Source organism: Collinsella sp. AM23-17 (assembly GCF_003470945.1).
Taxonomy (GTDB): domain Bacteria; phylum Actinomycetota; class Coriobacteriia; order Coriobacteriales; family Coriobacteriaceae; genus Collinsella; species Collinsella aerofaciens_O.
The window spans coordinates 1-257 of sequence record NZ_QRHU01000041.1 but is presented as its reverse complement, the minus strand read 5'-3'; positions in this window follow the sequence as shown (position 1 = coordinate 257).

Here is a 257-nt window from a genome sequence, read left to right as displayed (position 1 = left end):
GAGCTGGCGAGGACGCCGGCAGGCGGCCGAAGCCGGTGCGGATCCGCGAAGCGAATACGCAGACGCCCCGTTGTCCGCTCCAACTATCTTACGCGGTTCTAACGAACCGCGTTTTTTGTTGACGCTGCGCGAGCCCCGGGCACCCCATCTTGCCCCTCAATCGTCGGTCGCGTACATAAAGTACGCTTCCCTCCTCTTTCGCGGCAACTTGGGGCACCCGGAGCCCGCTCGCTCATATGACCCAATCCACTGTCAAG